General features: G+C 43.2%; 17 protein-coding genes and 1 tRNA gene. 14 read left to right on the top strand and 4 right to left on the bottom strand.

Translation table 11 applies throughout. The annotated features are described in order from the left end of the window. Positions 1-67: 67 nt before the first annotated feature. Positions 68-141: transfer RNA gene (locus tag BCU75_RS06290), tRNA-Cys, on the top strand. A gap of 179 nt (positions 142-320) precedes the next feature. Here BCU75_RS06290 and BCU75_RS06285 read toward each other — a convergent pair. Next, positions 321-2,318 (bottom strand): HEAT repeat domain-containing protein, encoded by a 1,998-nt coding sequence (locus tag BCU75_RS06285; protein WP_102473284.1) that lies wholly within the window; start codon positions 2,316-2,318, stop codon positions 321-323. A 319-nt stretch (positions 2,319-2,637) separates the two neighbouring features. Here BCU75_RS06285 and BCU75_RS06280 point away from each other — a divergent pair, with 319 nt between their 5' ends. The 5 genes from BCU75_RS06280 to BCU75_RS06260 are packed head-to-tail and all read left to right on the top strand — an operon-like array spanning position 2,638 to position 8,577. Then, positions 2,638-3,663, top strand: a complete 1,026-nt coding sequence (locus tag BCU75_RS06280; protein ID WP_277868900.1) for a cytochrome-c peroxidase — start codon at positions 2,638-2,640, stop codon at positions 3,661-3,663. Then, complete coding sequence (locus tag BCU75_RS06275; protein WP_102473274.1) at positions 3,650-4,816, top strand: cytochrome-c peroxidase; 1,167 nt, start codon at positions 3,650-3,652, stop codon at positions 4,814-4,816. Before BCU75_RS06280 ends, BCU75_RS06275 begins: the two co-directional genes overlap by 14 nt. Further along, entirely contained in the window at positions 4,813-5,397 is a 585-nt protein-coding gene (locus tag BCU75_RS06270; protein WP_102473273.1) for an arsenate reductase (azurin) small subunit, read from the top strand. Before BCU75_RS06275 ends, BCU75_RS06270 begins: the two co-directional genes overlap by 4 nt. Next, positions 5,398-8,124: an arsenate reductase (azurin) large subunit gene (locus BCU75_RS06265; protein ID WP_198593397.1), complete on the top strand. Its 2,727-nt coding sequence runs from the start codon at positions 5,398-5,400 to the stop codon at positions 8,122-8,124. Between the two features lie 9 nt (positions 8,125-8,133). After that, positions 8,134-8,577: a CopD family protein gene (locus BCU75_RS06260; protein WP_102473272.1), complete on the top strand. Its 444-nt coding sequence runs from the start codon at positions 8,134-8,136 to the stop codon at positions 8,575-8,577. A 93-nt stretch (positions 8,578-8,670) separates the two neighbouring features. Here BCU75_RS06260 and BCU75_RS06255 read toward each other — a convergent pair whose 3' ends face one another. Beyond that, positions 8,671-9,126, bottom strand: coding sequence for a plastocyanin/azurin family copper-binding protein (locus BCU75_RS06255; RefSeq protein ID WP_102473271.1), 456 nt, complete (start codon positions 9,124-9,126; stop codon positions 8,671-8,673). Between the two features lie 620 nt (positions 9,127-9,746). Here BCU75_RS06255 and nirB point away from each other — a divergent pair. From nirB to cobA, 4 genes are all read left to right on the top strand, one after another. After that, positions 9,747-12,305, top strand: a complete 2,559-nt coding sequence (gene nirB / locus BCU75_RS06250; RefSeq protein ID WP_102473270.1) for a nitrite reductase large subunit NirB — start codon at positions 9,747-9,749, stop codon at positions 12,303-12,305. A gap of 15 nt (positions 12,306-12,320) precedes the next feature. Further along, positions 12,321-12,644 carry a nitrite reductase small subunit NirD gene (gene nirD, locus BCU75_RS06245; protein WP_076678562.1) on the top strand — a complete coding sequence of 108 codons (324 nt, stop codon included), beginning with the start codon at positions 12,321-12,323 and terminating at the stop codon, positions 12,642-12,644. Between the two features lie 135 nt (positions 12,645-12,779). Further along, entirely contained in the window at positions 12,780-13,592 is an 813-nt protein-coding gene (locus BCU75_RS06240; protein WP_102466596.1) for a formate/nitrite transporter family protein, read from the top strand. Between the two features lie 343 nt (positions 13,593-13,935). Then, the gene (gene cobA / locus BCU75_RS06235; protein ID WP_076678564.1) at positions 13,936-14,712 is read left to right on the top strand and encodes a uroporphyrinogen-III C-methyltransferase; all 777 of its coding nucleotides are present in this window, start codon (positions 13,936-13,938) and stop codon (positions 14,710-14,712) included. A 49-nt stretch (positions 14,713-14,761) separates the two neighbouring features. Here cobA and BCU75_RS06230 read toward each other — a convergent pair whose 3' ends face one another. Continuing rightward, on the bottom strand, positions 14,762-15,304 hold the full coding sequence (locus tag BCU75_RS06230; protein ID WP_102473269.1) for a DUF4174 domain-containing protein: 543 nt from the start codon (positions 15,302-15,304) through the stop codon (positions 14,762-14,764). Positions 15,305-15,552: 248 nt separating this feature from the next. Here BCU75_RS06230 and BCU75_RS06225 point away from each other — a divergent pair, with 248 nt between their 5' ends. The 3 genes from BCU75_RS06225 to BCU75_RS06215 all read left to right on the top strand — a co-directional run bounded on the left by BCU75_RS06225 (position 15,553) and on the right by BCU75_RS06215 (position 18,154). Beyond that, positions 15,553-16,026: an NYN domain-containing protein gene (locus BCU75_RS06225; RefSeq protein ID WP_046223538.1), complete on the top strand. Its 474-nt coding sequence runs from the start codon at positions 15,553-15,555 to the stop codon at positions 16,024-16,026. Positions 16,027-16,106: 80 nt separating this feature from the next. Continuing rightward, positions 16,107-16,772 (top strand): response regulator transcription factor, encoded by a 666-nt coding sequence (locus BCU75_RS06220; RefSeq protein WP_076678566.1) that lies wholly within the window; start codon positions 16,107-16,109, stop codon positions 16,770-16,772. Beyond that, entirely contained in the window at positions 16,769-18,154 is a 1,386-nt protein-coding gene (locus tag BCU75_RS06215; protein ID WP_102473268.1) for a sensor histidine kinase, read from the top strand. The genes BCU75_RS06220 and BCU75_RS06215 overlap by 4 nt, the downstream gene beginning before the upstream one ends. Positions 18,155-18,334: 180 nt before the next feature. On the opposite strand, the gene BCU75_RS06210 is transcribed toward BCU75_RS06215, so the two are convergent. Continuing rightward, positions 18,335-19,639 (bottom strand): dicarboxylate/amino acid:cation symporter, encoded by a 1,305-nt coding sequence (locus BCU75_RS06210; RefSeq protein WP_076678568.1) that lies wholly within the window; start codon positions 19,637-19,639, stop codon positions 18,335-18,337. Positions 19,640-20,186: 547 nt separating this feature from the next. Here BCU75_RS06210 and BCU75_RS06205 point away from each other — a divergent pair. Continuing rightward, positions 20,187-22,304 carry a TonB-dependent siderophore receptor gene (locus BCU75_RS06205; RefSeq protein ID WP_102473267.1) on the top strand — a complete coding sequence of 706 codons (2,118 nt, stop codon included), beginning with the start codon at positions 20,187-20,189 and terminating at the stop codon, positions 22,302-22,304. Positions 22,305-22,425 lie beyond the last annotated feature (121 nt).

Raw genomic sequence — 22,425 nt, 5'->3', positions numbered from 1 at the left:
CATCTATTTGATTGTTACCTTGTTTGGTAGTAATCAAGAGAGTCGTTCTCTTAAAACACGACTTGAAGGCGCCTTGGCAGAGTGGCTATGCAGCGGATTGCAAATCCGTGGACCTCGGTTCGACTCCGGGAGGCGCCTCCACTATTTAGAAAAAACCAGTCCTAGTGGCTGGTTTTTTTATGTCTGAAATTCCTTTCTGTATTTTCATCTTCCGAGTTTCAGTTTTGTCCTACTATTCCCTAACCCCTAACCCCTAACCCCTAACTTTAATCTGACATTAGCTCTGTTGTTTCTATCACTTGAACATGATGTTTAACGGCTCATGCCGTGGGATTGTTAGGTGATCCAATGAAGGAGTGCATGGCCTGAAGCGCGATTGAAGGTGAACCTTGGATTTTCTCAGAAAGTACCTTGTAGACCGTAGTAGCCTCAAAATAATTGAATTGAGGGTATAGAATTGGTTCTTTTAGAATCAGGTTAATCAATCTTTCTTGTGCCGTAATACCAGTCTGTCGTAGCTGTTCCAACGCCGCTATCTGAATACCAATGTACGGATGTTTTAACAGCTCAAGTAGTTGTGGTTCGCTAGTGATATATCTTACTAGACAGGTTTGCAATGCAAGGTTTTCAGACTCTATCCTTTGTAAGTGGTGTTGCTCGATCCAGAGTTCTCCAAGCCAGTCGACGATATTACTGAGATTAGAGCAATCAACATCAATGATTAGCTCTGACACTAAATGACTAAATTGCTGAGTTTTAATGTCGATAAAATTTATATTGTTGTGATATAAGGCAGTGACTAACGCGTGGAATGCAGTTTTTGATAGAGTTGCGAGTTTCTGCTCAACGCACAAATCAATCAACCATTGTTTGTTTCGACAATGTTCGATCGCCAAAGCTTGGTTAGTCTGTTTTTCGATAGACGCTTTTTTCTTAGGCTGTTGGTCTTTACTAGGTGATTGCTTTCTATCAGGGCTTGGATGAGTGGTTCGTTTCAGTGCTTCAAGTGTTGAAAGTACGGGTGGCTGTATATTGGCATCACTTAGGTCATGCTGCTCCTGAAGTTGATCGTTTGCTGATGGCTCTTGTTTCTTTATATGGCTGTTTACGAGAATTTCTGGTAAACCGACAACAAGTTCTTTTAGATAGGCTTGATGTTCGCTCGTTGGAGTAACAGCTAGGTGCCCGATAAGCTGCTGCCTCACCGAATTGCTGTTGATTTTAGATTGCAGGTGTTGACGAACAAAGGCGGTGCTTAGGCGCTGTGTTGTTTCGCTAAACAAGATATTGAGGCAATCAAGTTGCGTTCCTTCATCTAGGTTAGAGAAGCGTTCATAGAAAACCGGCATGAAATATTTTAGTTGAGCTTGCTTATGCGTTTCCTTTAACCTCGCAATTAACCGGAGTATCGCTGTTAAATTTTGAGTTGGATGTTGTTGATCTTGCCATCGGTTAATCAGGTGTTGTTTATCATCGTCGCTAAGTAATGTCGAAAGGGTTCGAATTGGTATTTCCGACAGTAACTCGTTATTTGTTAGGTGCTTGATACCTATTTGATATTCCCATCTCGCTAATGTGTTGATCGACGTTTGTCTTATTTTTGAATCAGAGTGGGAAAGCCCGGTTAAAAACAACTGTAAATATTCGCGGCAATTCATCTCGGATAAACGCTGATAGGCAATTTGTTGGCAACGTAGATCTTGGTGTTGGGCGGCTTTGTATAAGGAAATTTTATCTGGTGTACTTTTTAAGGCCAGACGGAAATCAGTCGGATGTTTTAAATAACCACCTTCTTCAAGTAGAGCGGGTGAGTGACGAGACAACACCGAAACAAGTCTGCTTCTTAAGTCGGGTTCTGGATCATTTTGAAGTAAGGGCAATAAGCGAAGAGCCTGGTTACGTTCTAAGTTTTGTGCGTGATTATCTAAAACACGGGCAGCATTCAAACGGATATCATCACCGTCATTCCAATCGCCTTCCCAGTAATCGCGAGTGTCGCAGATCAGATCTATCAACAATTCGTGAGATTGTTCTAGACCTAAGTTTCGTTCAATAGCATTCAGTGCCGCCAATTTAACTTCGCTGTCGTCCCAATTATTAAGGCAGTGGATAATACTCGTTATAGGCGCATTCTTATCTAGAGTTAGACATTCGAGGCAGGTGATAACGACATCGATGATGTTGGAATCCAATCCTTTAAGTAGTAAGTGTTTAGTGTGCGGAAACCTTGAGAGAATTTGTATTGCAAGAATCTGATCGGATACGTCTCCAGTTAGAAAAGTATGTTCGACATGGTTTAGTAATTTATCAAGAGACATCAGGTTAGGCACCGCTAGATTAACAAGTTTGAATAATAACTCTTATCATTTCGAATTGTATGATCCTAATCATATCTTTAATGTTTCACGTGTTAATAATAGGTATCATTAATAGCAATCCCAAAAAGGAAAGCCAATGAGCGTATTACGACAAAGCTCAAGGCGGCAGAGCTCTATGCTAAATAGCTCCATAAGTCAGGGCTCTGTACTAAAGAGCTTCATAAGCCAAAGTTCGATACGTAAAGGTTCCATACTAAAAAGCTCAATATGCCAAAGCTTCGCACGAAAAAGCTGCGTAGGGTTGTGCGCTCTTTTTTCTGTGAGCCTACATGCTGCTTTGCCCCCTCTAAATATCGATCCCGTTAAAGCAGAGTTAGGTAAAAGGTTGTTTTTTGATACGCGTTTGTCTGGGGATGATTCGATATCTTGTTCTAGTTGCCACATCCCTGCGAATGGTTTCTCTTATCCTGAAGCTTTAAGCCCTGCATATACGGGGAGTGATGGATTTCGTAATGCGCCAACGCTGATTAATACGGCTTATAAAGAAGTCTGGTTCCATGATGGCCGCATTGGAACCAACCTAAACGATGTAGTGCGGGAAAATATCACTGAAGATTGGCTGATGAATATGGACATGCGCTTGATGCAAGAGCGTCTAAAACAGGATCCTATATATGTCGAGATGTTTAAAGCGGCTAACCTAGGGGAACCGTCAAATGGCGGTGTGCTCAAAGCGCTTCCCGAATATATCAAAACGCTTACTTCGACGAATGTACCTTTCGACAAAGGCGAGCTTAACTTGTTGGCAAAGCAGGGTGAACAATTGTTCGTAGGAAAGGGCGGGTGTAGTCAGTGCCACAGTGGACCTTTGTTTAGTGACGGTAAGGCTCACAATACAGGCGTCCCTGAGAACATGGAGATCTTTCTAGATCCAATGAGGCATCAATCGTTTCTTGCTTACAACATGTTCATGGGCATCCAAGACTATCTTACTTTAAAGCGTGACGTTGGCGCTCATGTTCAGACTCATAAAGCTGACGGAAGTGACCGAGGTAAGTTCATGACTCCAACATTGCGAGAGTTATCTCAGACGGCTCCTTATATGCACAACGGGATATTGCTCACTCTTGAGGACGTAGTTGAGTTCTACAACCAAGGAGGAGGTGTTGATTCCAACAAAGATCCGCGCTTAACACCACTCTCATTGACCAACCAAGAGAAACAAGCTTTAGTCGCATTTCTGCAATCATTGTCTGGTGATCCTTTGGTGGGAAATCAATATGAATGGCTAGAGTACGACTTTGGTTACGAGTACACGGAGGATTGGTCAAATGCTCGAAATTAAGAAATCAATTTGGCTGGTTACATCCTCTTTGTTTATCGGCGGTATTTTCTGGTCAAATATTGCTAATGCAAGTTTGAAGTTAGCCCCATTAGGTGAAGTCCCAATTCCAGCGGACAATAAACAAACACCTGAAAAAATCGAGCTAGGGAAAATCCTGTTTTTTGATGGCCGTTTGAGCGGCGATACTACAAGCCCTTGCTCTGGTTGTCATATTCAATCTCAAGGTTGGGGCTTTCCCGATGATCTTTCTATGGGGTACCCAGGTACTGTGCATTGGCGTAATAGTCAAACGATCATTAACTCGGCTTACTACGACAAACTGTTTTGGGCTGGTAGTGCTATGTCGTTGGAGGCACAGGCCAAAGATGCAGCGAAAGGCGCTGTCGCGGGTAACGGTGAAGATGACATCATGGAGGCGCGTTTAGCACTAGTACCTGAATATGTGAAACGCTTTAAGCAAGTATTTGGTGACGATACGCCAAAGATTCATAATGCTTGGCGTGCCATTTCTGCTTTTGAACGCACTATGGTTCAACGTGACACACCAATCGATAACTATTTATTAGGTGATAAAACCGCTTTGTCTGAGTCTCAATTGAAAGGCAAAGCACTGTTTGAAGGCAAAGCGAATTGCATTGCTTGTCACAACGGGGCTTTAGCATCTGACCAAAAATTCTACAACATTGGCGTACCGCCAAGCCCTTGGTGGAATGATGATGGATTAGCGCAAATAACGTTTCGATTTGAGCTTTATTCTAAAGGTGTCACTGAAGAGATGTACCGCACCACAAAGGCCGACCCCGGTGCTTACTTTCGAGCTAAACGCAAAGAGATGTTAGGTAAATTCCGCACACCGAGCCTACGTTATACAAAATACACTGCGCCCTATATGCACAATGGCACCATTCCAACTTTAGAAGCGGTGATCGATTTCTACGATCGAGGTGGTATCGCTGTTGATGGCCTCACTACTGGGTTCCCTCAAACTAAGTCTCCGTTGATTCAACCTCTTGGTTTAACACAGGAAGATAAAGAGAACTTACTGAGCTTCGTAAAGGCATTTTCAGGCGAACAGATTGTTATTGATGAACCAAAAATTCCCGAATACCAACCGCTATTTACTCAAGAAGAGCTTGCTGGAGCAAAAAAATGATCGCTAATTCAAAGCAAAATTCCAGTAAAGGACACAATAGATGCATGATGTCACGACGTGACTTCTTGCTTTATTCCGGTGCGGCTACTGCTGTTTCAATGGTTCCTCTTACTCTATTCGCAGGAACAGATTCTGAAACTCAGGTTGAAGGCCGTATCGTGGACTATCCACGTAAGAAAATTGCCAAATTAAGTGAACTCAACAATCACACTCCGGTTCATTTTCAATATCCAGATGAAGGCAAAAACTCTATTGCCATGCTGGTTAAAGCCGATATTGAGTGCGGTGGAGGAATAGGGCAACAACGCGATGTTGTGGCGTACTCTATGACTTGTACCCACCAAGGCGGACCTTTAACGGGTGCCTATAAAGCTAAAGGAGAGCATCGTATTGTTGGCCAATGTCCATTTCATTTGTCTACTTTCGATTTACGTCGCCATGGGATTATGGTTTCTGGACAAGCATTTGAAAGCTTACCTCAAGTGTTGTTGGAGCTCGAAGGAGACGATATCTATGCAGTCGGAGTTATGGGGTTGATTTTTGGCCGAATGGAAAACCTAATTGATGTGGAGGTAAGTTAGATGACCGAATCTCTCTCAAACAATCAATCTCCTTTAAACCGTCAGTATCTGCAGCCAACCAGCACTTTACTGCCTCCTGTTCATGCTGAAGTCATCACAACAGCGTGTGACTATTGTATCGTGGCTTGTGGATACAAGGTTTATCGTTGGCCTGTAAGTAGCCCTTCAGGTGGCGCTCGTGCTAACGAAAATGCATTTGGTGTCGAGTTTCCTGTTCATGCACTGCAAGCTTGGGTTTCTCCCCAACAACATAATATTGTTTCGCACAATGGCAAACCACACCATGTCGTTGTGGTTGCGGATAAGGATATACAAGTCGTTAATAAAGGCGGTGACTCTTCGGTTCGTGGCGGGCTGCTTGCAAGAAAATTATACAATCCAGAAACTCCGACAAAAGATCGCTTGAAGCAACCCTTGGTTCGTATTAATGGGCAATTACAACCTGTCGAGTGGGACTTCGCATTAGACATCGCAGCCCAAGTTGGGCGTCACGTTATTGATACTCACGGTTCAAACAGTTACTGCGTTAAAACTTATTCATATCAGTACATTGAAAATACTTATGCGATAACAAAATACGCTTTACGTCATGTGAATACGGCTAATTTTTCGTTTCATGATACACCGTCAGATGTTACCGCTACACCAGGCTTTCGAGATGCTGGGTTTGATAATTTCGCTCCGAGTTATGATGATTGGGGCGCGGCAGACACCTTAATGATCTGCGGAACTGATCCGTATGAGACTAAAACCATTATCTTTACCCAATTCATCATGCCAGCGGTTCACCGTGGTATGAAAACCGTGATTTTGAACCCTCGTGAAACGGCCGGTATTGCATGGCTTAAAGCGCAAGGTGGCTTGCACCTTGATATCAATCCTGGAAGCGACACGTTAGTGATCGGCGCGATTGCACGAGTGATCCTTGAGCAAGGTTGGCAAGATAAAGAGTGGATTACTAATTGGGTAAATAATAAGTGGGAATCGAGCTCGGGTTTTGGTCAAGGTACGCGCAACACGCCTTGGCAGTGGAGAACGACTTGGGGTAAATTCCAGACAGACGGCTTCGACGACTATAAACAGTGGAATTTGTCTCAAAAAGAGTACGCACCGGAATATGCAGCCTCGGTTGCTGGTATTGATGTAGAGAAGATCCACAAGGCTGCTGAAATGTTAGCGATGCCGGTTGACGGTAAGCGAGTGAAGTCGTCGATTGGTATAGAAAAGGGTTTCTATTGGTCGAACAATACCGGTAATACCAACGCGATTGCGTCACTTGCAACCATTATTGGAACGGGTGGGCGCGAAGGGCGCGTTATTGGTCGATTTGGTGGTCACCAACGTGGTGGGTTGGCTGGTGGAAAATTACCGCGAAACAAATCCCCTGAAAAAGTGGCGGGTAGGCGTAGACGTTCTATCGATACCGATAGATATCTCTACTCTGGCCATACACGCATGGCTCATGTCATCGGTACTACTTGGATTCAAGCCATGTGCGGCAGTTATGGCTTAAAGGAAAAATTCACAGATTTAACGACTCGTAACCCCCATCAAGCGACTCGACGAGATAAGCAACATATCATCGACACTCTAAAAAAACGTGCTGATTCGGGAGGTATGGTTGTCATTAATCAAGATATCTACTTACGTGACCCTATTGGTAAACAATTCGCCGATATCATCTTCCCTGCGGCAACTTGGGGTGAAGAGAATTTCATGCGCGCTAATGGTGAACGTCGATTGCGCCTCTATCAGAAGTTTTCAGATGCGCCGGGCGAGGCGAAACCTGATTGGTGGATTGTCGCTCAAATGGCTTCTCGAATGGGGTACGACGGGTTTGATTGGCAAAACTCTAATGATGTTGCAGAAGAGTCATCGCGATTTAGCCGTGGTAGTCGTAAAGATTTCAATATGATCAAAGTCGCCGCTCATGCTGAAGGCAAAACGCTTCATCAAAAGCTGGCTGAATTTGGAACGGAAGGCATCCAGGGACCCGTTTTTTACAACTACGATACCAAGAAACTAATTGGTACTAAGCGATTGCACGATACAGAAATGAGTTGGGATGATTTGGTCGAGAAAGGCCTACAAGACGGCCCACAAGGCGCGAATATCATGCGTAAACAACTTACGCGGTTCAACAGTCAGACAGGGAAAGTGAACCTTCAAAAGCATCCTTGGGGTTTGTTCAGTGATTTCCACACGTGGCTTACTCCCCAAAAAGACGAACTATGGTTTTCCAACGGTCGTATTAACGAAATCTGGCAATCAGGGTTTGATGATACTGAGCGACGGCCGTATATCACGCATCGTTGGCCTGAAAATTGGATTGAAGTACATCCGGAAGACGCCGCGAAGCGAGGAATCGAAGCCGGAGACGAGGTCTTGGTTTATTCAGAGCGCGTTGCGAATTTCAAAGATACGATCTTAGGTGTCGAAGCGGACGATTTTCAGTTTAACCGTCTAATGGAGAATGGCCATATTCAATTGGACTACGCCGAGATCAAGGCGGTTGCGATTGTCACACCAACAACGAAACAAGGTGTGCTTTATTGCAATATGATGGATATGAAAAATCCAGCGAATGCGTTAACGACAAGGGTAGTTGATCAAATCAGTGGTAACTACAACTACAAAATGGGCGTCGCCAAAATAAAGAAAATTGGTGAATCTAAATATAAACGTGAGTTTGAAGGTTTTTCCTTTGCCCCACGTAACATTGTCTAAGGGAAATCTATGTTTGGTTTGTTATTAGTTTTACATGTTTTGGCGGCAACGATTTGGACTGGGGGCCATATCATTCTTAGCCTAGTTATCCTGCCGAAGGTATTGAAGCATCGTTCTCCAGAAATGTTATTAGAATTTGAGCAAGGGTATGAAAAGGTGGGAATGCCTGCATTAGTGATACAAGTCGTCACGGGGTTGATGCTTGCTTATCACATGTTGCCAGATGTTAGCTTATGGTTTGATATGTCAATTCCGTTAGCTCATGGTATTGCTGCCAAATTGACGCTGTTGTCGTTAACTGTGTTGTTAGCTCTGGATGCTCGCTTTCGGGTCATTCCAAAGTTATCGAAGGATAACCTTGTTGATATGGCACTACACATTGTACCGGTGACCATCATTTCGATCCTATTTGTTGTTGTGGGTGTTTCGTTTAGAGCGGGCTGGTTGCTGTAGTTGTATGTAAGGGAAGAGCATTCAACAATCTTCATTGAGACAAAAACAGCGCTAACTTGCGCTGTTTTTTTGATAGAACTTTCAGCTTAACAGCTACTGAACAAGGTTTTCAGCTTGATCGAGTAAACCTTGCATCTTCTTCTGCGCACGGCGACTCACGCGTTTCTTAGCTGCATCACGCGCTTCTTCAATATTCGCACTTGGGTCTCCTACAACAACCAACGCAACCATTCCATGTCGGTGATGAACTTTACATTTGATACCGTATACACCGGGTTTATCGAATGTAACTTCTTGTGCATTCGAACCTGAGATCATAATGGGCTTCGCGCCTTCAGGAAGCATTCCTTGAATACTGTGAGCGGTGTGAGAGCCGACGGTACCTTGGAACAACACTTTGTCACCGGGTTCGATTTCTACATAGTCAGGGATAAATTGGTACATTTTGTCGATATTTTCAGAGTTCATATCCATGACTTGTTTGATGATTTTCGTTTCGGCAAGTGCAGGGGTAGTAATGATAGTTAAGATCAGTAGAAATACACGCATGGTAGTCGGACTCTATTAAATGAGAATTATTTCCAATAATCTTAATTTATTCACCGCTTAGTTGGAAGTTTGATTTGATATAGCTATGGTGAATTTGAAGGGTGTATGTGCTGGATCAATTAAATTAACATTTTACTAACTGGGAAAGCTTTATCTTCAATGCTAGTTAATAATCTCAGGTCATTTACGACTTGTTTGTCACGATTCGTATTGAATAAAAAAGATGACATTATGATTCAATGTTCGTTTTTTGATCTGTGATTCGGGCATTCCTCTTCATAACTTCACATAGTTTTTCATGAATTTGGAAATTAGCGTAATTTTCAGTGTTGTGTTAAGTCTTTAAATGAAAATGATTGTCATTCAATTACGTTATTGCTAACCTATTGTGAAACTTTACAACACTCTTTCTAGTGCGCCAAAGTGTATATAAAATCCCGCTAAACCCTATCAATACTACGGTTATTCGTTTGCTTGGCCTGATAATTAAGCAGTTCTACCTCTTTTGTTCTACCCCTTTAGGGTAGTTTGTTTTCGTAATTGATTTACATCATATTTTCATTTTCTTTCATAATTCATTATTCGCGTAGTTAAGAAATATATAACCTTCAGGAATTCTTATGAGCAAGATGAAGCTAGTCGTAATCGGTAACGGGATGGTCGGTCATCGCTATATCGAAGATTTAGTCGAGAAGACAGATGTTGCAAGCATGGACATCACAGTGTTCTGCGAAGAACCACGTGTTGCGTATGACCGTGTACACCTTTCTTCTTACTTTTCACACCACACTGCAGATGAACTTTCTTTAGTAAAAGAAGGTTTCTACGAGAAACACGGCATCAATATGCTGATCGGTGAACGTGCAATCAACGTTAACCGTGAGAAAAAAACAGTTTACTCAAGCACTGGTCGTGAAATTCAATACGACAAACTTGTTCTTGCTACCGGTTCTTTCCCATTTGTTCCACCAATTAAAGGCCATGAAGGCAAAGATTGTTTTGTTTACCGCACAATCGAAGATTTGAAAGCGATTGAAGCAACCGCTAAGAACTCTAAATCTGGTGTGGTTGTTGGTGGTGGCTTACTTGGCCTTGAAGCGGCTGGTGCACTAAAAGCACTTGGTGTGACGACACACGTTGTTGAGTTTGCTCCTAAGCTAATGGCTGAACAGCTTGACTTAGCCGGTGGTAATCAGCTTCGTCAAAAAATCGAACGTATGGGTGTAAATGTACACACAAGCAAGAACACGCTAGAAATTGCTCCTGAAGGCACTGAAGCTCGTAACGTGATGCGTTTTGCAGACGGCACTGAACTTGAAACAGATTTCATCGTATTCTCTGCTGGTATTCGTCCTCAAGACAAACTTGCTCGTCAAATGGGTCTTGGTATTGCTCCTCGTGGTGGTATTGAGATTAACGACTACTGTCAAACGACGGATAAAGATATCTACGCGATTGGTGAGTGTGCGTCTTGGAACCAAACGTTCTACGGACTTGTGGCTCCTGGTTACAAAATGGCGACTGTAGCGGTTGACCACGTTGTCGGTAACGAAAGCACATTTGAAGGTGCCGACATGTCTGCGAAGTTGAAGCTTCTAGGCGTGAAAGTTGGCTCTATCGGCGATGCAAACGGTCGTACTCCAGGTTGTAAGAGCTACGTTTACCAAAACGAAGAGCAAGAAGTTTACAAGCGCCTAATTGTTTCTGAAGACAACAAGAAGCTTCTTGGTGCGGTGATGGTTGGTGATACGTCTGACTATGGCGATCTTTTACAGCTAATGCTGAATGAAATTGACCTACCAGAGCACCCAGATGCATTGATTCTTCCTGCTCACGCAGGTGCTGAAAAGCCAACACTTGGCGCGGATTCTTTGCCAGAAACTGCCGTTATTTGTTCTTGTTTCGACGTAACGAAAGGCAAGATTGCCCAAGCGGTTGCTGAAGGTCACCACACAATTGGCGACATTAAAGCAGTAACAGGTGCTGGTACTGGTTGTGGTGGTTGTATTCCACTTGTGACTTCAGTGCTAAACGCCGAACTTGCTAAAGCAGGTGTTGAAGTGAAAAACGATGTTTGTGAGCACTTTGCTTACTCTCGCCAAGAGCTTTTCCACCTCATTCGTATCGAAGAAATCAAAACATTCGACGAGTTACTAGAGAAGTACGGCAAAGGCTACGGCTGTGAAATCTGTAAGCCACTTGTGGGTTCTATTCTTGCTTCTTGCTGGGGTGAACACATCCTTAAGCCTGAACTAGTAAAACTGCACGATACCAACGATAACTTCCTAGGTAACATTCAAAAAGACGGTACTTACTCAGTTATCCCTCGTATGGCGGGTGGTGAAGTAACACCTCAAGCACTGAGTGCTCTTGCTGATGTTGCCGCTGAATACAACTTGTACACCAAGATTACTGGTGCACAGCGTATTGGTCTATTCGGTGCTCAAAAAGATGACTTACCTGCTATCTGGAAAAAGCTAATCGAAGCCGGTTATGAGACAGGTCAGGCTTACGGTAAAGCATTACGCATGGCAAAAACATGTGTAGGTTCTACATGGTGCCGTTACGGCGTGCAAGATTCGGTTGGTTTGGGTGTGATGCTTGAGAATCGTTACAAAGGCATCCGTACCCCTCATAAAATGAAGTTTGGTGTGTCGGGTTGTACTCGTGAATGTGCCGAAGCTCAAGGTAAAGATTTAGGTATTATCGCAACTGACGCTGGTTGGAATATGTATGTGTGTGGTAACGGCGGTATGAAACCTCGTCACGCAGACTTACTGGCAGTCGACCTAGACCAAGAAACGCTAGTTAAATACATCGACCGTTTCATGATGTTCTACATCCGCACTGCAGCTCCGCTACAACGTACTTCGGTATGGATGGACAACCTCGAAGGTGGTGTTGACTACTTACGCGAAGTCATCGTTGAAGACAAACTTGGCCTTAACGACCAACTTGAAACCGACGTAGCGAAACTGGTTGAAGAATTCCGCTGTGAATGGACCGACACAATTAATGACGAAGCTCAACTTAAACGCTTCTCACACTTCATCAATGCTGATGATCGTGATGAAAATGTTGTGTTTGTTGATGATGGCCGTGAACAACACCGCCCTGCGACATACACAGAAAAACACCCAGAAGCGAAGGGCGACATCCTTCACGTTGAACTGGTTTAATTGGGAGACGACATCATGGCATTTACTAAAGTTTGTAAGATCGAAGATATTGTTCCAGGTACAGGTGTATGTGCGTTGGTTGGTGGTGAACAGGTTGCTATCTTTCGCCCAACCAAAGCTGAAGAAGTGTTCGCTATTAGCAACACCGACCCGTTTTTCCAATCAAACGTTTTATCTCGCGGTTTAACTGTTGAACATAAAGGTGAGCTTTGGGTGGCGAGTCCGCTTAAAAAACAACGCTTTAACCTATCAACAGGCGTGTGCATGGAAGACGAGAACTTTAACGTGAAAGCGTACAAAGCTCGTGTAACCAAAGGCGCGGTTGAAATCGCTGCATAATCTGACTGACTAGTCAGTTAGACAGCAAGATTAGATAGATCAAGGGTTTTAGTTTCTGACATTGCCTTAATTCGGTAACTAGAACCTTTTCCTATCCAATTTTAACTTTTAATTTAAACTTTTGAGGACAATCTTATGTCTGCTTTAAAACCTGTAGAATTTGTACAAACGATGATCGATGTCGGCGAAGCTAAGATCAAAACGAGCACTCGTGATCTTATCTTGCGCGGCACCATGGCTGGTATCATCTTGTCTCTTGCGGTTGTTGTGGCTATTACTGCTATCACCCAAACAGGTATTGGTATCGTAGGCGCACTCGTATTCCCAGTGGGTTTCTGTATTCTGAGTTTAATGGGTTACGACCTAGTCACTGGCGTATTTGGTCTTGCTCCTCTAGCAAAATTTGATAACCGTCCGGGTGTTACTTGGGGTCGTGTATTACGTTGTTGGGGTCTAGTTGGTCTTGGTAACCTAATTGGTTCTCTTATTGTTGCTGCACTGATTGCTCAATCACTAACAATGAACTTCAGCATGGAACCAAATGCAGTTGGTCAGAAGTTTATGGCTATCGCAACGGCTCGTACTGTTGGTTTTGAAAACCTAGGCGCAGATGGTTGGATCACATGTTTCGTTCGCGGTATTTTGTGTAACCTAATGGTATGCCTTGGCGTAATCGGTAACATGACTGCTCGCACGGTTGCAGGCAAGATTGCAGCAATGTGGCTACCAATCTTCATCTTCTTCGCACTTGTATTTGAACACGCAGTTGTAAACATGTTCCTATTCCCACTAGGCATGATGCTAGGTGCTGATTTCGGTATCACAACTTGGTTAAGCTACAACCTTGTACCTACTATCCTAGGTAACATTGTTGGTGGTCTATTATTTACATGTGTACCTCTATACTTAACTCACGCTAAAACGGCTCCTGCTTTAGGCGCTAAGTAATCGCTTCGTTTTGTTGAATAGAGCTAGTCACTAGAAAAAATTTGATAAGCCCCTAACAGAACGTTGGGGGCTTTTTTGATCGTAATTGCCCTCAATTCAAGTCAGTAATGATGCATTTTTAACTCTTGTCGTGGTTTATTCGCGCCACTAACAAGAGGTGGTGAGCATCGTAATAGATTGTTTTGTTATATAAACTTCTATCTTGATTAGAATTAAACGTGAAGTTTTATCTCAACAACTGATAGTCTAAGAAGTAGGGATTTTGGTAATTCACATTAATTCACAGTGAATTGCTACACAGAATTAAGCTTGAAATATAACAAGCTAACTTTCGGAGCAAAGCATGTCAGAAGTATCGCCATCGAATGTTAATACAGGAAACAAAGGATTTGTTTCATTAGTAGGTGCAGGTCCGGGTGACCCTGACTTACTTACACTAAAAGCGGCACGAGTAATTCAACAAGCAGACGTCTTGGTTTATGACCGTTTAGTATCGAAAGATATTTTAGCGATGGCTAACCCAGAAGCTGAGATGTTGTATGTGGGTAAAAAGCTCGATCATCACTGCGTACCACAAGATCAGATCAACCAATTATTGGTGACCAAAGCACAAGAAAACAAACACGTTGTCCGCTTAAAAGGTGGTGATTCGTTTATCTTTGGCCGCGGTGGCGAAGAGTGTGAAACGTTAGCTGAGAACGATGTGAGGTTTGAAGTCATTCCTGGTATTACAGCGGCTGCTGGAGCGACCGCTTATGCGGGTATTCCATTGACTCACCGTGACCACGCGCAAAGCGTCCAGTTCATTACTGGTCACTTAAAGAAAGATGGCGAAGATATCGATTGGCGATCTCTTGCTCAACATAACCACACGATCGTGTTCTATATGGGCTTAAAAGAGAGCCCAAATATTCAGAAGAATTTACTCGATAATGGTATGCGCGAAGACATGCCAGTGGCGATTATCGAAAATGGTACACGCCAAGAGCAGAAAGTGTTTCGAGGTGGGTTGCGTGATCTAGCTGACCTTGCAAGCGTTGCGAAAAGTCCAGCACTGATCGTGGTTGGTAGTGTTGCTCAGCTTCATGAAAAACTTGCTTGGTTTAACAAGCAAGTATAATCGGTTGGTTTTTAAGTTAGCTCATTGAGCAGCGACTTATTATTAAGAATCAAATACTGCAGCGGCTATTTTGTCGCTGCATTTCTTCTTGGCGCATTGGCATCTCGTCGATGATGTTGGTGATAAGGTTCCAATCAGTCTTCCCATTCCACCTGTGCTTTTCTTTTCCGTCTTTACCAATCAAAACAGCAGTATGTGAACCTTTTGGTATTCCATAGCTATCGATTACGGCTTCTAGATTAAATTCCTCTTCAAGCCAAGTAGGGACAGTGTAGCCGCTTTCCGCAATGACTATGACAACTACGTCTCTTTCATCCAATTGACAGTTGTTGATCAACACTTCATTGAGAAATTCTTTGACGACGGAATCTTCCTTCGGTGCAAAATAGATCACACTGCGGTGCGGTAAGGCTTCGGAGTGAGAGTAGGCTGGGTAGGCGAAGGCTGAGTTGATGGTTAAACTGGTAATCAACACGCTACTGACCATGAGTATTCTTAGTAGATAAGACCACGTGATTGAACGATCTATAGACTGTATTGTGCAGATCGTATTGCTGCTAGCGAACGATTTGTGTATTTGTCTGTGTTGCATGGCCAACCTCCTTTTAACAACCCTAGAGCCTAAGTGCTATTTGAAGATCATGAACCGAACATGAAGTGTGGATCCGAGTGTGGTTGTGTTTCAAATAACAGCGTTACATTAAGCATAGTTAGATTTACGATGAATATAGTTAGGTTTACGATAAAGAGAGCTAACAGGTTCATTTTTATTGGGTAAAGCGACTCGCATTTTACAAGTGAATAGAATAGGGTATACGGAAAATCTAAAGGTATGAATTTATGGAAAACATAGCAATATTGGTCGACGTTCAGAACGTTTACTATACAACGCGTGACAAATACCGTTCTAACTTCGACTATAACCAGTTTTGGTATGTTGCCACGGAAGGACGTAACGTTGTGACAGCCAATGCTTACGCAATCTCTAGCCAAGATCCAAAGCAGCGTCAATTCCACCATATTCTTCGTGGTGTTGGCTTTAATGTGAAGCTAAAACCGTTTATCCAGCGCCGAGATGGCAGCGCAAAAGGGGATTGGGATGTCGGTATTGCGTTAGATGCGATAGAACTTGCTGAGACAGTTGATACCATTGTTTTAGTATCTGGCGATGGTGACTTTGAAATCCTTGTCGAACGCATCAAAGAACGCTTTGGAAAGCCTGTCGAGGTTTATGGTGTTCCGGGGTTAACTGCTCAAAATCTTATCGATTCTGCATCAAAATTTGTACCGATTGAAAAAGATTTTCTTCTATAGAGGAAATCCCGCACTTTATAATTGAAATCAATAATAACGATAATTAGAATGCAAACTGTTCTTATTTATCGGTGTGTGCAATGTCTCGCGTTTTAGTTGTTGATGATGATATCCAGTTGTGTGAGTTACTGGGTGAAGTATTGGAAAATGAGGGGTATCACGTTGATACGGTTCATTGTGGTGAATCTGCGCTAGAGTTTATTCAATCGAACCCTGTCGATTTGGTTCTACTCGACGTTATGCTTCCAAACTTGAGCGGAATTCAAGTGGCAAGACGTATTTGTCAGCGTTTTGCTACGCCCATTCTTATGCTGACTGCACTGAACGACGATGCCTCTATGCTGGATGGCTACCAAGCTGGGGCAGACCAGTACATCGCCAAACCTTTCAATGTTCCTGAGCTCCTAACCCGTATTAAGGTGATCTTGCGTCGAGTCGGTTTTGAGCGTCAGAGACAATCCCTAGCTTCATCTAATCAAGGTTTGTGCGAACAACTCTCTCGTTTACCCCTTACGGGCACGGAAAAAGACCTGCTTGATTATCTTGTCAAAAATGACGGTATCGTGGTCTCAAAATCTGACCTACAAATCCATGTGCTTAAGAAAGAGTTATGTCCTTTCGACCGAAATTTAGATATGCATATCAGCAATATACGCCGAAAACTAGTTCAGGCTGGCTTGTCGAAGCAACATATCAAAACCGTTCGCGGTAAAGGTTATAGCTACCTAGAGTCGGTAGGAGCATGAGTAAAAAGCTGCTGCGTTGCCCTGATTTTATTGCCAAGCGCAAAGATGGGCTCACTTTCCAATTATTCAGTTACCTGACAGTCATTTTAGTTAGCATTTTGATCCTTCAAGGTGTTGCTGAAAGAGCCTTGATGAAAGCGTTGCTTAGAGTGCCGGAATCCGTGAAAGCTGAGATGCTCGACCTTGCCTATCAAGCCAATGTGCTGATTGAAGAAGGGGATATGGATGAGTTAGCCGACTGGGGTAATGCTCAAGGTTATTATTTGTTTGTTATCGATGAAAACAATCGGCCAATTACCCATCGGCACATGCACCCGCACTTTGAATTCAAATTGAAGTACTTGCGGACCTTAGATCACCAGTTGAGCGATCGTGTCAGTAAGCCAATCTTCGGTTTGCCACTGAATAATGACAACACGTTAGTGATTCAACTACCACATCAGTTTCATCCGGCTAAATCCTTTGCTCCATATTCTTATTTACTCAAGGCCTTAATTGCTTTGGTTGTCTTATCCCTGTTCTCAATTATTATGGCGAAAAGCCTACAGCAGCCGCTAGATAGATTGAGAGAAGCGAGCCGAAGACTTGCGCAAGGCGACTTCACTGTCAGTGTTGTTTCTGAGCTAAATTCCACGACGCGTGAATTTAACGAGCTTGCCCATGACTTCGATCATATGACAGTTGAGATCAAGTCTCTGGCTGAAAAGCAACGTCGTTTGATTCGAGATGTGTCACACGAACTAAGAACTCCGTTAGCAAGGCAAAACCTCGCACTACATCTGCTCCGTAGTAAGGTTGATGACAAAAGTATTGGCTTGCTAGAACGAATGGAAAGCGAAACGGAAGAGATGAATAAGCTGGTGGGGGAGATCCTTGAGTTCAGCCGACTAGAAACGTCTCGCTATGACTCTAAGTTGAGCTTGATGCATCTTGAACATTATTGTTCGATGCTAATCGCTCAGATGCAAAACGACTTAAAGCGAAATCAAACCTTAATTGGTGATTTAGAGACACCGACATCAATGGTTAATGTTGATGAGAGGTTGCTTCTTCGAGTGATTGGTAATTTGGTCAGTAATGCGATCAAATATGCTGGTGAGAATGCTCATGTTGTCGTGACTACCTATGAACTGTTAGCAAATAAACGTTACAGTGTCATATCTGTAGAGGATGACGGTGATGGTATTCCTAGTAACCAGATTTCGGGGATTTTCGACCCGTTTACACGCATTGAATCCGCTCGAGATAAGCAGTCTGGTGGATACGGTTTAGGCCTCGCGATTGTTAAGGAAGCGATGGGCGTAATGAATGGACACGTTACCGCTGAGAATAGAGAAGGTGGGGGACTGAGAGTAAATCTCATGTTTCCTATCACAGATTAAGCTTTGTCTTAGTAATCAGTAATGACAAGACAGCTGATAATCGAATCGTGTTAACGAGAATCCAATAAAAAACGCCACTGCATCTACAGTGGCGTTTTCTTTTATGCGCTTTGTTGTGAGCTAAGGCATAGCCATTAATTACGCCTTGAGCTTGAAGATAAGAGCATTAGAGAAGCTAGATTATGCTTGTTGGCGTGCTAGCTTAACTTCTTCTTCTTTCTCTCCGGCTGCTGGGTCATTGAAGCGAGCTTCGTCAAAAGAACCTTCAGACTTCGCCACAATGATAGTTACAGCACTATCACCAGTAATATTTACAGCAGTTCGGATCATGTCAAGGAGACGGTCAACACCCATGATTAGAGCGATGCCTTCAAGTGGTAGACCAACTTGGTTCAACACCATCGCTAACATAACAAGACCGACACCTGGAACACCCGCAGTACCAACAGAAGCTAGTGTTGCGGTTAGGATAACCATTAGGTAGTCACCCATAGTCAGGTCGATGTTGTAAGCTTGTGCGATAAACGCCGTCGCGACACCCTGCATGATAGCAGTGCCGTCCATGTTTACTGTTGCACCCAATGGTACAGTGAAAGATGCGACTTTGTTGTCTACGCCCATGCGGTTTTTAGCCGTTTCCATTGTTACTGGAATCGTCGCATTTGAAGAAGCCGTTGAAAATGCGAACATGATGGCATCTTCCATTTTACGTAGGAACGTAATAGGGCTTAAACCTGTGAAACCTTTTAGCATCGCACTGTAAGTAACCAAACCGTGTAGGAGTAGGGTACCTGCAAGTACTAAGAAGTATTCTGCCAAGTTCCAAATTGCACCCAAGCCTAGGTTAGAGAACAGTTTTGCCATCAAGAAGAACACGCCGTAAGGAGCCAGGTTCATCAATAGCGCAACAAGCTTCATGATCACTTCGTTCAAGTCAGAGAAAACCGCAGCGATACGCTCACCAGGTTTACCTGCTGCACTGATTGCAATACCAAACAACACAGCAAATACGATAACTTGCAGCGTTTTGCCCTCAGCCATCGCCTGAATAGGGTTGGTTGGGAACATGTCGATGATCACTTGGCCCAAAGAAGGGGCATCCGCTGATTTGAAAGAGCTCGCAGCAGTAAGATCCGCACCAGCTCCAGGTTGGAACAGGTTACCGATAGTCAGTGCTAGAGTGATGGCAACGGCAGTAGTACCGATATAAAGTGCAAGTGTTTTGCCCCCCATACGGCCAAGAGTTGATAAGTCTTTAAGAGAGCTTGTACCGCACACTAGTGAAACGAAGACTAATGGCACAACAAGCATTTTTAAACTGGCGACAAAGATTTGTCCGCCTACTTCAAAGAGTCCGTTAACGACATAGTTGTTAACAAATCCACTGTCTGCAAAAAGGGATTGAATGGCAAATCCCGTGAAGATACCTACGACCATACCGAGGATTACTCGACCAGTCAGAGACATAGGTTTTTTGGTATTCATTTAGAACACTCCTTATTATTTATAACTTTGATACCTTTTCAAAGTGAGCAGGAGATTAGCAGTCGATAGATTAAATCGAAAAGCAAAAATGAGTTCGAAATTATAGATGTGATCAAAGTCACTGGTAATTCCGCCGATTAAACATTTACAAACAAAATTATTCACCTGTTATTTACATCTATCGAGAGTTTTATACATTAATTAATCGTTTCAAAGGTAGTAAATAAGATAAGACAGTATTTTTATCGTTCTTGGCAACCTAGATTGATCAGGCTAATGACTTGATAGTGAAATGTTGAATTCATGTTTATAGGTCTGCACGTTAAGTTAACGCATTGAATTGATTTTTTTGAGCTAGAGAAAGCGTTCTTTCAGAGGGCTTTACAAAGCTTTACGAATGCAAAGAATGTAAATTTAATGCAAATGGTAATAGTTATCACTTATATTCACTCCCGAAATAATTCAGTGGTACCGGAAACGGTTCAACCGAGCACATCGAATAAATAACAAAGTGCTCGTATAAAAGAATAAAAGCGGAGTAAAGGACATGTTTTCAAAGAGCCCATTAGCTTTAGTGATCGGCGCAGTATTAGCTTCACCAGCAGTATTGGCAGAAACAGTAAAAACAGACGAGCACATGGTCGTTGAAGGTCGTGACTACGGTTACAAAGCCGACACGAACACAACAGCAATGCGCATGGAGGCGACTCAATTAGAGACTCCGGGACAAGTTTCAGTAATCGATGAGCAAATCATCGATGAACAGCGTGCAAGTACGTTAGGTGAAGTTCTTAAAAACGACGCATCTGTTGGTGCGGGATCTAAGTCAACTAACCGTGAGCGTTTCACGCTTCGTGGTTTTGATTTGGAGAGTAGCTCTGGTTACCTGCGTGATGGTGTTCAACACTGGTCTCACTACCGCCAGCCGGTAGAGCTTTTGGAGCGAGTTGAAGTATTGAAAGGCCCTGCTGGTCTACTTTACGGTAAGTCTGCTCCTGGCGGCCTTGTGAACATGGTTTCTAAGAAACCAACATACGAAACTCAAGTTAACGTAAGCCAAGATATTGGTTCTGATAGCTACACTCGTACGACTGCTGATGTAAGTGGATCATTGAACGATGGCCAAACGTTGCGTGCTCGTCTTATTGTTTCACAAGAAAACCAAGACTCTTACCGTTCACGTTTTGATGGCACCGATGTAGAGACGGACCGTTTCGTTGGTGGTCTATTTGTTGATTACGATATCAACGAAGATATTTTGTTGTCTGTTCATTACGACCGCACTATTGAAGAAGGCGATTTAGACAACGGTTCTAAAATCGATACTTCTACCGGTAAAGTTATCGACCCTAACACGGTTAATGATCAACGTTTTGCTCAAACGGACAACGACGTTGCAAACTACGGTGCATCTGTAACCGCTAACTTGAACGACGCTTGGTCTGTGAAGACAGGCATCAGCCGTCAGTTCTATGAGCGTCAACGTACTGAATCAAACAACACAGTATATAGCGATAAGAGCGGCGGCTACGGCTACAAGGTATCAGACCGTCACGATGAATGGACGTTTGATACGGCTTACGTAGACTTTACGGGTGATTTCGATGCTTTAGGTGTAAATCACCGTCTGCTTGTTGGTTTTAATGGCCTGCATTATGACTATAAGCAGCTTTACTCACAAGATTACGCATGTTCAAGCGCAACTGAAGCGGAAGCTGTAACGGCTTGTGGTAATGGCTTCGATATGCCTTCAGATATTAGCTACCATAACGATGACGCGCTATCTCACTCTGAAAGCCAACACTACGGTTTTTACGTTCAAGATCTAGTAACGCTGACTGAACAGTGGCAAGTACTTGGTGGCGTACGTTTCGCTTACGACAAAACGACGAGTAGCTCTAATCAAGAAGAAAGCTACAACAACATTCTTCCTAAGTTTGGTGTGATTTATTCACCAGCGTCTAATGGTTCTATTTACGCGGTTTACTCTGAAAGTTTCGAACCTGTTGGCGAAATCACAGATAAAGATGACGTGAATTTTGGTCAGTCTCAAGATGCTAAGAAGGGTACGCTTTATGAGCTAGGTTCTAAATGGGAACTGTTTGACGAACGTCTGTTCGTATCTGGAGCGCTTTTCCAGATCACTCAATCGAACATGCAAGTGACTGAAGATCTAGATCCAGCAAGCAACAACGGCAAAGAGACACGCACAAGCCAAGTTGGTGAGCAAGTTCATACTGGTGTTGAGCTGTCGGCTACTGGCTACATGACTGAAGCATTCTCTTTGAGTGCATCAACCATGTTCTTGGATGCTGAATACCAAAATGACCCTGCACTTGAAGGTAAAACTCCAGCAGACGTTCCTGAGTTTACGGCTAGCATTTGGTCTACTTATGCATTCAACAACGGTACGGATGTAAACCTAGGTATTTATCATGTAGGTGAGCGTTACACAGAAAGTGCTAACACATTCAAAAAAGATGCTTACACTCGTGTAGACATGGGTGTGTCTCATACAATGAAGTATGACGAAAACCTAGATTTTGTTGCACGTTTCAACGTAGAGAACTTGTTTGATACTGACTACCTTGAAGGTGGCAGCACAAGCAGCGTCGTTGTTGGCGAAGGTCGTAACTACATGGCGACTTTACAGGTAAAATACTAATTTGTTAGTAGGGTACTATTGTTAGCCTAAATACTAAGGGGAAAGTTTCGGCTTTCCCCTTTCGTGATTCTGCTATTTCGTAAAATATCCCTAGTAATGCGAGTGACTTTTAATGATAATG

It is taken from the genome of Vibrio splendidus, assembly GCF_002873455.1.
Taxonomy (GTDB): Bacteria; Pseudomonadota; Gammaproteobacteria; order Enterobacterales; family Vibrionaceae; genus Vibrio; species Vibrio splendidus_J.
Note: the sequence above shows the minus strand (reverse complement) of the source record. Positions and strands in the feature narration are given on the sequence as shown.